Genomic DNA, 9,919 nt, shown 5'->3' with positions numbered 1-9,919 from the left:
ACATTAGCACTAATTAGAGAAGATGCAAGGGTGATGCAAGGGTTTTAAGAGATTCTAGCAGATTTAAGTGCATTTGGGAAGCTCTCAATCAAGCTAAAAGCCCTTTCCTGTAAGGTTTTTACCATTATTCAGCCAACCCTAATTAGAATGCCAAAAGGTCAGGAAAAACGCCCCAAGGCCACACCAATCAGGATAGCAACCCCGAAAAAGAGACGATACCAGACGAAAACCCAGGTACTCTGTTTTTTGAGATAATCTAATAACCAAGCGATCGAAAGATAGGAAAATATCGCCGAAGAAATTACCCCAATAGCGAGGGGAATTAATTCACTGGTGTTAATCTGGTCGAGAACTCCTTTAAATTCCACTAAACCGGCTAAAGTTATCGCCGGAATCCCCAACAGGAAGGAAAATCGCGCCGCTACGGCCCTTTCTAAACCCATGAATAACCCGGCAGTTAAGGTGGACCCAGAACGAGATACCCCCGGTATGAGCGCTAAAGCTTGGGCTAATCCCATTAAAACCCCGTCTTTTTGTCGCAAAGTCTCGAAACTGCGTTTATGTTTCCCGATTTTTTCGGACGTACCTAAGAGTAAAGCCATGACTATGGAGGCACTGGCGATCGCTGTCATGCTTCTCAGGGGGGAATTATCTAAATCGGGAATGAAAAGTTTCATTAACAAACCGAAGAAAACGATCGGAATTGTGCCTAGGATAATCCCCACGGCTAAACGAAAATCCTGGGAACGATAATCGGAACTAGCCACCGCTTTCACCATTCCCGTGGATATTTGCCTTAAATCCTGCCAAAAATAGGACAATACCGCCGCAATACTGCCCAATTGAATCACTGCTGTATAGGTGACACCGGGATCTCCCCAACCCAAAAAGACGGGAATCGCTTTTAGATGAGCGGTACTGCTAATCGGCAAAAATTCCGTCACTCCCTGCACAAATCCCAAAAAAATCGCCTGTAACCAGTTAATTTTTGCCAGAGGTATGGTGCTAGTGGTTGATTGGGCAATGACGGCGGGTGTAATCGCCAAAATCACCGTTATTATCGCTAGTCCTAGCCATTTATAGCTTTTTTTCAGGAAGGAAAACATCATTTTTCAGTAAAAAAAGGGTTGGGTGTTGGGTGTGGGGGGTTAGGTAAATTAACTAATCAATATTACTGCCTTTTGTCTATTTCCCATTCTCCTATCTCCTATCTCCTGTCTCCTGTCTCCTAATTTAAGTATAAATACTTGTTGACAACTCATAGTCGTTATGAGTACACTTAATTTAGACAAACTCGAAATGAGTACGACTTAGTAATTAGGAGTTGAAGATTATGCTACCAAACCGAGAAGGACAGAGAGTTCCCGATGTCACCTTTCCTGTACGTCAAAATAATCAATGGGTGAACATCACCAGCGAGGAATTATTCAAAGGAAAAACCGTTGTTCTTTTTGCCTTACCCGGGGCATTCACTCCCACCTGTTCCACCTCCCATTTACCCGGATATAACGAATTAGCCCCAGTTTTTCGGGAAAATGGCGTAGATGCTATTGTTTGCTTGTCGGTGAATGATACCTTTGTCATGAACGAGTGGGCAAAAGATCAAGAATGTGATAATGTCGTCTTGATTCCCGACGGTAACGGCGAATTTAGCGCAGGAATGGGGATGTTAGTCGATAAAGCTGACTTAGGTTTCGGTCAACGTTCTTGGCGCTATTCGATGCTAGTCAAAGATGGTGTTATCGAGAAAATGTTCATCGAACCGGAAGAACCGGGAGATCCTTTCAAAGTCTCCGATGCGGAAACGATGTTACACCACATCAACCCAGAAGCCAAAAAACCGCCTTTAGTCTCTCTTTTCTCGAAAGTGGGCTGTCCCTACTGCCTCCGGGCCAAGAAAATGTTAGAAGAAAAAGGGCTACAATACGAAGAAATTATCCTCGGACGCGATGCCACCAGTCGTTCTCTGCGGGCCATGAGTGGCAATACCACCACCCCACAAGTCTTCATTAACGGCCAATTAATTGGCGGTTCGGAAGAATTAGCGGCTTATTTGGGAGCATAATCAATCAGTTAGACCTCAAGTTATCTTTCCATTGCAACTGGAGAGATATCTGTGAGAGGTTTTGCCCGGGCAAGTTAGAGCTTTTTTGTTGGGTGTGATTGTAGTCTGATGTATTTCGTTAATCATTTATAGCGTTTCTCAGTCTTATAAAGTACACCATCTGTTGCCTGTTCCCTAACTAAAACCAGAAACTTTGTATCTCACAAGTATGAGAATTGCTGATTTTGTGAAAGCCCGTGACTTCATAAAGCCAAATGAAAAGGTAGTCGTTATCTTTACAGAGGGAAAACACTTTGTTCTCCACGATGACAACACTGGTTCAACGGGTCAGTGGAAGATCGATCCCAATCGTGAAGTTGACCGTATTATTCTTTATCATCGTGATGATGAGAATAATGCGAATAATTTGTACATAGCGAACCATGCTGGTGCAGAGCCAGCAGACAGGGAAGGTCGATACGACATTCGATTAACTCATGTTCAGTACATAGGGGCAACATCCGTAAATTGGGTTGAGTTTGCTGAAGGTGGGCAAAACCCAATTCGGTATCTTCCTTGATGTAGCTTTGATTACTGAAGGTTCTTGTCATCCACTAATAGGTAGGTGAGAACACGAGGTAAACTATAAGCGGGGAGATTGTGGTGAAAACTTATGAAGTTGACTGTAACACTTGACCGTGACGAAGATGGAGTTTGGGTTGTAGAATGCCCCAGCATTCCGGGTTGTGTCAGCCAAGGTAAAACGAGAGCAGAAGCTCTTGAAAATATCAGAGATGCAATTATCGCCTGCCTTCAAGTTCGTGCAGAACGTGGGCTACCCCTAACGATTGAAACTCACCAAGTAGAGGTAATGGCATAATCATGTCCTCTGCTCTTCCTGTTCTCAGCGGACGTGAGGTAGTCCGAGTATTTGAAACCTTCGGCTGGCAAGTTGCGCGTCAAAGTGCCAGCCATATTATCATGGTTAAGGAGGGCGAACAGGTAACACTCTCTGTTCCTGATCATCGTGAAGTGGCAAAGGGTACGCTTCGTAGTCTTATTCGTACTGCTGGAATTACGGTACAAGAATTTGTTTCTGGCATGAGATGAGCGATAAGAGAGGTCTGACAATTCGAGTGCAGCAGACGGACGAAGGCTGCTGATGCTCAGTTCAAGGTTGTCTGATGCCGCTGATTCGAGCCGTTACTTGTACTGAGCGCATTGGAAGTATCAGTTATCAGCTACTTGTTTTCCGAATTAATTGGCCGTTTTTCAGTTTATTATCAACGTCCAATAGGATCAAAATCAGTCCCTTATGCACCCACAAAAATTATCGAGTATTCTGTTAACTGATCAAGGAGAAAGATTATGGTAGCCATTCCAGTCAAAACCAAAACCACGGGACAATACTACGCCACCCGCATCGATTTAGCATTAGATATCCGCAAAGCTATTGTTGAAATCCTAAGCCAAACCCTTGCCGCTAGTTTAGACCTAAAAACTCAGGTTAAACAAGCCCACTGGAATGTAAAAGGTTTAAATTTCTACCAATTGCACAGCCTATTCGACGAAATGGCCACGGAATTAGAAGGCTATGGGGACATGGTAGCAGAACGGATTACCGCTTTAGGTGGAACCGCTTTGGGAACAGCACGCATCGCTGCCGCTAACTCGATTCTGCCAGAATATCCAGCTAATATCGTCGATGGTAGTGAACATATCGTTGCTTTAGCCGAACGTTATGCCTTATACGCCGCCCATCTTCGTTCTGCGATTGATACCACTGGCAATCAAGGGGATGCCGACACAGCAGATCTCTATACGGAAATCTCTCGGGACATCGATAAACGTCTCTGGTTCCTAGAAGCGCATCTGATTAAATCGGAAGATGTTATCGGTTAAATATAGATAAATTTGGGGTGTGTTAACGTAGCTTAATACACCTTAAATTCTCGTAATCGGTAAACGTAGCCAATCACTTATAGTCATTTCAATTAAAATTGAGAATATCAATCCCAGAGTTCATAAGGGTTTTGAAGAATTTTGTCGGTCTAGACTGTATCAGACTTATCTGAAATGACTATAACTACTATAGTTGAAACCCGATTAAATTTTCGATCGCCTTGACCAAATCTTGATTAGTCCAATTCTGGTACAGATAAGCAGCGATCGCACATCCCCCCGCACCGACTCCTTCCTTGACGAAACCCTGTTCATAAGCTTGCAAAACCGGGTATTTAGAGGCGGAAAAGTTTAATTGTGTGGCTAATAGGGGTATTTTTCCGATCAGGCTGGCTAATCCCACCGTATCCCCTGTTCTATCTTCCGCTACCCAACGAGTTGTGCCGACGATGATATTTTCCCAGTTAACCGGATAGGCATATTTAGTCACTAGAGCTTGAATTAGGGCAGAAACGGCTAACATTTGGGTTCCTCCGGCGAGAAGTACCCCACCCTGCCCACTGGCGGCGATGGCCATGCCAGCGACGAAAATCTGCTGAGGATCGCCTAGGGCGGCGATTACCTCAAAAGGATCAAAAATTTCTTTTCCGGCTAATCCCTGCTCAACTATTGCCTGTTTCTGAGCATGATTGCACTGGGGATGGCTGCTGTTAACTTTGCCGTTGGCTCGATAACCCAATCCGGTGAGGATGGCGAGGGCGGTGGTGGTGCCACCGACCACACACTCGCCGATAATTAGATAACTAGACTGGCGGGCTAGTTTTTCGCCCCAGGTTAGTCCTTGGGCGAACAGGTGTTTTACTATGGGGATATCTAGGGCGCGGCCGGTGGAGAGACAACGGGCCGGTTGTCCCCCCAGTTCGATATAATCGACGGCCGGGGGCAAGGGTAAACCGGCGTTAAAAACGAGGACGGGAATGGCTAATTTTTCCACCACGGCGCGGGTAATATAGGCGGGGGAGGCTCCCACCGTTAGGGGGGGTAAGGGATAACGGGGATGGGGTGAAACTCCTTTAACGATAAATTCGGCATCGGCGATCGCTGTATATTTTCTATCTTCCGGGGTAGCACCGGCGGTGGAGATTCCGGGGATTAATCCCGTCTCGGTAAATCCCAAAACTAGGGCAAATATCGGACAAGATTTTTGATGGCGCTCTAACCAATTTTGCCCCCGTTCGATTTCCGTGTAAATTTTAATCATCTGTTGATTTTGTCCTCTTACTTATTACTATTTTCCTCTCTCCATGAGATGATCTTTGATTTCAACATATTTAGAAAATAAGTTATCAATACTAGCCAGTTTTGCCCCGTATGCTAAGGCTGTAGCCATAATAATACGGTCTAAAAGGATCTTTGTGAATGGGAGATAAATTAACGGCTCTAATGGCAATTTCGGGGGTAATTGAAAATATATCTATTTTAGCTACTGTTAAAGCTTGTTGAATCCACTCTTGAAGGGGATAACTTAATTCTAATCTCCCCCGTTGGTTAGCAAGGGCTATTTCATAGCAAGAAATGGGGTAAACTCCGAGAGATTCTGCTAACTCAAATTTTTCTAGCCAATGCTCGGGAAATCTGTCAAAATTGCCATTTATTAACCACAACCAAATATGAGTATCAAGCACAATTACTTCAGACATTCCCAATCTTCTTCATCTACAATAGGACTGACCATATCACCTAGTATTTTAGCTTTACCCACCATATTCTCAACTGGAAAATGACGTTTGAATAAGGATGGTTTTTCTTCTAATAAGTTGTTTTTGCTGGCGGTGAAATTTTTAATTAATTGATAAAGTTCATCTAGTTGTTCTTCAGGTAAATTATCAATTGCTGTTTGAATAAGTTCTTTAACAGTCATAGTTTTACTCTCTATTTTCTGAACTTGAGTTATACTATAACACAACGGTTCCTTCAATAAAGGGACTCATCTTGAGATTTTACCTAAAATACAGCAGACTAAAAAGACTCATTTAAACCGTTTATTCTTAGATTAGCGGAATCTCCCCTAATGCAAGAGTGCCTCGTCTCAAAAAGTAATTTAAACACTTAACAGCTTATGTCTCTCCTGTCTTCTGCAATTATCGATACTTGGCGACGTTTTTACCGAGATCCCCTGGCAACAATAGGAGCGATCGCATTAATTATAATTATTCTTGCCGTCCTATTCGGTCCGATTTTTTATCGGGTCCCCATCGATACCATTGATTTTAGTCAAACCACTGCTCCCCCTAGTTTAAAACATCTTTTCGGCACTAATGATCTGGGACAGGATCAATTGGCGAGGATTTTGGTGGGGGGTCGAATTTCCCTGGCGGTGGGCATTGCTGCTATGATAGTCGCGATGATTCTGGGGACAGCGATCGGGGCTATTTCCGGGTTTTACGGGGGGGCGATCGATGGCTTATTGATGCGATTAACGGATTTATTCCTATCTTTGCCCCAATTACCCCTACTTTTACTGATTGTCTATCTATTTCGCGATAGTATCAAAAAAATCGCCGGACCGGAAACGGGTATTTTTATCCTCGTGGTTTTGGTGATCGGGGGTTTAAATTGGATGTCGGTGGCCAGATTGGTGCGGGGAAATTTTTTAAAATTACGAGAGATGGAGTTTATCTCGGCTGCGATTGCTTTGGGGGCCACTCCTTTCCGTTTAATCTGGGTGCATTTATTACCTAATGTTTTGGGAATGATTATCGTGGCGGCCACTTTAGCCGTGGGTAATGCGATTATTACCGAGTCAACCCTGAGTTTTTTGGGTTTGGGTTTCCCCCCCGATGTGCCGACTTGGGGACAAATGTTATTTAAAGCTAAAGATTACTTGACAACTGCCCCCCATTTGGTCATTTTTCCCGCTCTGGCTATCGTGATCACGGTGTTAAGTATTAATTTTATCGGTGATGGTTTACGCGATGTCTTCGATCCTCATGTTTGAGGAACTGTGGAACTGGATAATTGCCGAAAAGTACCCAGAACCCCTATGATGATCAGTAACGATGGCGAGGAAATAAATACTGTGAGTAGCGTAACTGTCATTAGCGATCAGAAGTTTGACCAAGAGGTTTTTGAGGTCGAAAAACCCGTTTTAGTCTATTTTTGGGCGAGTTGGTGCGGTCCGTGTCGTTTGGTGTCCCCCTCGATCGATTGGGTGGCCAAAACCTACGACGAACGGCTAAAAGTAGTTAAACTAGAGGTGGACCCTAACCCCAACTCGGTGGCTAAATGTGATGTGAAAGGTGTTCCCGCTTTACGCATCTTTAAAGATAAAAAACTTATTGCCACTCATGAAGGGGCGATCGGCAAACAACAATTACAATCTTTTATCGATACCTATGTCAGCTAATTTAGGTATCTGTGGTTATGAATAACTTAACCCTAGCACACCGCTTACAGGCACTCCAATCCAACGTTTTTGCCGATATGGATCGGGCAAAAGCTGCCAGTAGAGAAGCGGGTAATACCATTATCGATCTTTCGCTCGGTTCCTCCGATCTTGGGGCTGCTCCCCATGTTATCGATGCTATAGAGCGATCTCTCCACGATCCTCACACCCACGGCTATTTACTCCATAATGGGACCAGAGACTTCCGAATAACTGCCGCTAACTGGTATAGCGATCGCTTTGGTGTCCCCATCGATGCGGAAACGGAGGTTTTACCCCTAATTGGTTCTCAGGAAGGCACGGCCCATCTACCTTTGGCCCTTCTCAACCCCGGGGATTTTGCCCTGCTGCTCGATCCAGGTTATCCCTCCCATTTGGGCGGTGTTGCCCTTGCTGGCGGTCAAATCTACGGAATGCCAATTTTGGCAAAAAATGACTTTCTGCCAGTTTTAGAGGACATTCCTGACCTAGTGCTGGCACAATCGAAGCTGATGGTCTTGAGTTATCCCCATAATCCCACCACAGCGATCGCACCTTTGGCATTTTTTCAAAAAGCGGTTGATTTTTGCCGTCAGCATAATTTAGTCTTAATCCACGATTTTCCCTATCTAGACATCTTTTTTGAGGGAACATCGCCCCCCCCGTCAATTTTACAGGCCGATCGAGATAAAACTAATTCGATCGAGTTTTTTACCTTTTCCAAGTCCTATAATATGGGCGGTTTTCGCATCGGTTTCGCCATTGGCAACCCGCAGTTAATTATGGCTTTGCGACAGATTAAAGCCATGGTTGATTTTAATCAGTATTTGGGCATTCTCAACGGTGCGATCGCTGCTTTAACCGGTAATCAAGATTCGGTCAAGGAAACCGTCGCTATCTTCCAAAAACGCCGGGATGTGTTTATTAATGCCCTAAATCGCATCGGTTGGCCGGTTGCCACTCCAGCCGCTACTATGTACGTTTGGGCGAAAATTCCCCCCAGTTGGCCGGGTAATTCCGTCGATTTTTGTCGGCAATTGGTGGCCCAAACTGGTGTCGCTGTTTCCCCCGGGTCTGGTTTTGGTAAGGGTGGTGAGGGGTATGTGCGTTTTGCCTTAGTTCACGATCCCGATATTCTAGAGGCTGCCGTGGAGAAAATTGGGGCTTTTTTGGGATAAAACCGATATTCTAAGCAGTGGTTATGCTGCAATGGATAACTTTCGCCTTGTTGCTGCTGATATTCGGGGTGATATTGGTAATGTGTCCACTCCCGAACCTTCTGGTATTACCGGATTAGGCATACTAGGTGGTGGTTTAGTGGTGTGTGGCCTCGCTAAACGTCGTTAATTGGTGTGGGGTGGGGAGATGAGCCAAAATTTTGCTAATTTCCCACCCTTTGCGGTTATTAAAGCTTTAATTGCGCTGCTGCCTTTGTAATTGCTCGATCGCGTCGGGGGATAAATCGGTAAATTGGGCGATTTCTGGGATAGAAAAGCCAGCAGATAGCATTTTTAGGGCAATTTGTCGAGCTTTTTCTTCTTTACCCTTTTGTAGTCCCTTTTCCTCCCCCTCTCGCCGTCCTTTTTGTAGTCCTTTTTCCTCGCCTTCCTCTAAAATATCTTGATAGATGACGGATTCTCTCATAATGTCACTCCGAAGAATATTTTTAATCGTCTCTCGATTTAATACTAACCCGGCGAGAATACTGGTAGCGGCAGCGAGATTGCTTTGCACCTGTTTTTCGGAGATAGTTTCTAAAGAACGGGACACCAGACTCAACACCTGTTCGGGGTCATCGGTATTGCTAAGTACGGCAAAGGGTAATAAACCGGGATGATGGAAAAATTGTGGTGTATTTTCTTCCCAAAGACGGATGACTTGGAAGGAATGAAAGGTTTCCCCCAGACGGAAGGTATTTTCTTGTACTAGGGGGGAATCACTGCGTCGCAGATAAATTACCACTTGACGCACTTGTTTTTGGGGATGACGACGATAGACGCGAATCCGATAATCGAGCATTCGGAAGGGAATTTTGGAGTCGGGGTCGGTTTGAAATTCGGTATGGAGAATCAATTCCTCTGACTGCAAAAAAATCAGAGAATCGGCACGAATGGGGTCTAATTGTAATTCCGTCGGGTCGAGGACGGTTAAGGAGAGGGGAGAACCCAATAACCAAGTGGCTAAATCATCGGAGAAGTTTTCGGCAATAAATTTACAAATATTATCAAACATCGTGAGCGTTTTGTCTTTGTAATTGCTCGATAGTTGCGGGGGATAAATCGGTAAATTGGGCGATTTCTGGGATAGAAAAGCCAGCATATAGCATTTTTAGGGCAATTTGTCGAGCTTTTTCCTCTTTGCCTTCCTCTTTGCCTTCCTCTTTGCCTTCCTCTTTGCCTTCCTCTCGGCCTTCCTCTAAAGCTTCTTGATAGACTTTAGTTTCCCTTAAATCACTTAAACTAAACATTTTTTCTATCTCCTTACGGTTTAATTTGGGCAATTTATAAATGAGAATTGTCTCAATTAATTCTAGAATGTCCTGTCTTTTT

14 protein-coding genes and 1 pseudogene are annotated in these 9,919 nt (G+C 44.4%); 9 read left to right on the top strand and 6 right to left on the bottom strand.

Annotated features, from left to right (window positions below; all coding sequences use genetic code 11):
* Positions 1-158 precede the first annotated feature (158 nt).
* Positions 159-1,109: an undecaprenyl-diphosphate phosphatase gene (locus PN470_RS03325; protein ID WP_103111777.1), complete on the bottom strand. Its 951-nt coding sequence runs from the start codon at positions 1,107-1,109 to the stop codon at positions 159-161.
* Between the two features lie 224 nt (positions 1,110-1,333).
* Here PN470_RS03325 and PN470_RS03320 point away from each other — a divergent pair, with 224 nt between their 5' ends.
* The 5 genes from PN470_RS03320 (at position 1,334) to dps (ending at position 3,946) form a co-directional block, all read left to right on the top strand.
* On the top strand, positions 1,334-2,065 hold the full coding sequence (locus PN470_RS03320) for a glutathione peroxidase (RefSeq protein ID WP_272103650.1): 732 nt from the start codon (positions 1,334-1,336) through the stop codon (positions 2,063-2,065).
* A gap of 208 nt (positions 2,066-2,273) precedes the next feature.
* Positions 2,274-2,624 (top strand): hypothetical protein, encoded by a 351-nt coding sequence (locus PN470_RS03315; RefSeq protein ID WP_002739434.1) that lies wholly within the window; start codon positions 2,274-2,276, stop codon positions 2,622-2,624.
* A gap of 93 nt (positions 2,625-2,717) precedes the next feature.
* Positions 2,718-2,924, top strand: a complete 207-nt coding sequence (locus tag PN470_RS03310) for a type II toxin-antitoxin system HicB family antitoxin (RefSeq protein ID WP_002739432.1) — start codon at positions 2,718-2,720, stop codon at positions 2,922-2,924.
* Positions 2,925-2,926: 2 nt separating this feature from the next.
* Complete coding sequence (locus PN470_RS03305) at positions 2,927-3,154, top strand: type II toxin-antitoxin system HicA family toxin (protein WP_002739431.1); 228 nt, start codon at positions 2,927-2,929, stop codon at positions 3,152-3,154.
* Positions 3,155-3,412: 258 nt separating this feature from the next.
* Positions 3,413-3,946: a DNA starvation/stationary phase protection protein Dps gene (gene dps / locus PN470_RS03300; protein ID WP_103111779.1), complete on the top strand. Its 534-nt coding sequence runs from the start codon at positions 3,413-3,415 to the stop codon at positions 3,944-3,946.
* Positions 3,947-4,133: 187 nt separating this feature from the next.
* Here dps and cobT read toward each other — a convergent pair whose 3' ends face one another.
* From cobT to PN470_RS03285, 3 genes and pseudogenes are all read right to left on the bottom strand, one after another.
* On the bottom strand, positions 4,134-5,207 hold the full coding sequence (gene cobT / locus PN470_RS03295) for a nicotinate mononucleotide-dependent phosphoribosyltransferase CobT (protein ID WP_103111780.1): 1,074 nt from the start codon (positions 5,205-5,207) through the stop codon (positions 4,134-4,136).
* A 27-nt stretch (positions 5,208-5,234) separates the two neighbouring features.
* Positions 5,235-5,646: pseudogene (locus tag PN470_RS03290) on the bottom strand (type II toxin-antitoxin system VapC family toxin).
* Entirely contained in the window at positions 5,634-5,867 is a 234-nt protein-coding gene (locus tag PN470_RS03285) for a hypothetical protein (protein WP_002739069.1), read from the bottom strand. The pseudogene PN470_RS03290 and the gene PN470_RS03285 overlap by 13 nt, the downstream one beginning before the upstream one ends.
* 198 nt (positions 5,868-6,065) lie before the next feature.
* Here PN470_RS03285 and PN470_RS03280 point away from each other — a divergent pair, with 198 nt between their 5' ends.
* The 4 genes from PN470_RS03280 to PN470_RS03265 are packed head-to-tail and all read left to right on the top strand — an operon-like array spanning position 6,066 to position 8,717.
* Positions 6,066-6,944 carry an ABC transporter permease gene (locus PN470_RS03280; protein WP_002774855.1) on the top strand — a complete coding sequence of 293 codons (879 nt, stop codon included), beginning with the start codon at positions 6,066-6,068 and terminating at the stop codon, positions 6,942-6,944.
* A 45-nt stretch (positions 6,945-6,989) separates the two neighbouring features.
* Positions 6,990-7,352, top strand: coding sequence for a thioredoxin family protein (locus PN470_RS03275; RefSeq protein ID WP_004161974.1), 363 nt, complete (start codon positions 6,990-6,992; stop codon positions 7,350-7,352).
* Positions 7,353-7,369: 17 nt separating this feature from the next.
* A complete protein-coding gene (locus PN470_RS03270; RefSeq protein ID WP_271938285.1) occupies positions 7,370-8,548 on the top strand; it encodes an LL-diaminopimelate aminotransferase in 1,179 nt (392 codons plus the stop codon).
* Between the two features lie 31 nt (positions 8,549-8,579).
* A complete protein-coding gene (locus PN470_RS03265) occupies positions 8,580-8,717 on the top strand; it encodes a hypothetical protein (RefSeq protein ID WP_238142351.1) in 138 nt (45 codons plus the stop codon).
* 66 nt (positions 8,718-8,783) lie between these two features.
* On the opposite strand, the gene PN470_RS03260 is transcribed toward PN470_RS03265, so the two are convergent.
* Complete coding sequence (locus PN470_RS03260; RefSeq protein WP_272103647.1) at positions 8,784-9,602, bottom strand: Rpn family recombination-promoting nuclease/putative transposase; 819 nt, start codon at positions 9,600-9,602, stop codon at positions 8,784-8,786.
* On the bottom strand, positions 9,595-9,919 hold a 325-nt coding region (locus PN470_RS03255; RefSeq protein WP_272103645.1), incomplete at its 5' end, for a DUF2887 domain-containing protein. The genes PN470_RS03255 and PN470_RS03260, both read right to left, overlap by 8 nt.

Origin of the sequence: Microcystis sp. CS-574 (assembly GCF_028329095.1) — a bacterium.
GTDB classification, from domain to species: domain Bacteria; phylum Cyanobacteriota; class Cyanobacteriia; order Cyanobacteriales; family Microcystaceae; genus Microcystis; species Microcystis ichthyoblabe_A.
Note: the sequence above shows the minus strand (reverse complement) of the source record. Positions and strands in the feature narration are given on the sequence as shown.

Coding starts and splice junctions, on each gene's coding strand:
- cobT (WP_103111780.1), bottom strand. CDS start 5,207: ATGATTAAAATTTACACGGAAATCGAACGGGGGCAAAATTGGTTAGAG.
- PN470_RS03280 (WP_002774855.1), top strand. CDS start 6,066: ATGTCTCTCCTGTCTTCTGCAATTATCGATACTTGGCGACGTTTTTAC.
- PN470_RS03320 (WP_272103650.1), top strand. CDS start 1,334: ATGCTACCAAACCGAGAAGGACAGAGAGTTCCCGATGTCACCTTTCCT.
- PN470_RS03260 (WP_272103647.1), bottom strand. CDS start 9,602: ATGTTTGATAATATTTGTAAATTTATTGCCGAAAACTTCTCCGATGAT.
- PN470_RS03325 (WP_103111777.1), bottom strand. CDS start 1,109: ATGATGTTTTCCTTCCTGAAAAAAAGCTATAAATGGCTAGGACTAGCG.
- PN470_RS03310 (WP_002739432.1), top strand. CDS start 2,718: ATGAAGTTGACTGTAACACTTGACCGTGACGAAGATGGAGTTTGGGTT.
- PN470_RS03315 (WP_002739434.1), top strand. CDS start 2,274: ATGAGAATTGCTGATTTTGTGAAAGCCCGTGACTTCATAAAGCCAAAT.
- PN470_RS03285 (WP_002739069.1), bottom strand. CDS start 5,867: ATGACTGTTAAAGAACTTATTCAAACAGCAATTGATAATTTACCTGAA.
- dps (WP_103111779.1), top strand. CDS start 3,413: ATGGTAGCCATTCCAGTCAAAACCAAAACCACGGGACAATACTACGCC.
- PN470_RS03270 (WP_271938285.1), top strand. CDS start 7,370: ATGAATAACTTAACCCTAGCACACCGCTTACAGGCACTCCAATCCAAC.
- PN470_RS03275 (WP_004161974.1), top strand. CDS start 6,990: ATGATGATCAGTAACGATGGCGAGGAAATAAATACTGTGAGTAGCGTA.
- PN470_RS03265 (WP_238142351.1), top strand. CDS start 8,580: ATGGATAACTTTCGCCTTGTTGCTGCTGATATTCGGGGTGATATTGGT.
- PN470_RS03305 (WP_002739431.1), top strand. CDS start 2,927: ATGTCCTCTGCTCTTCCTGTTCTCAGCGGACGTGAGGTAGTCCGAGTA.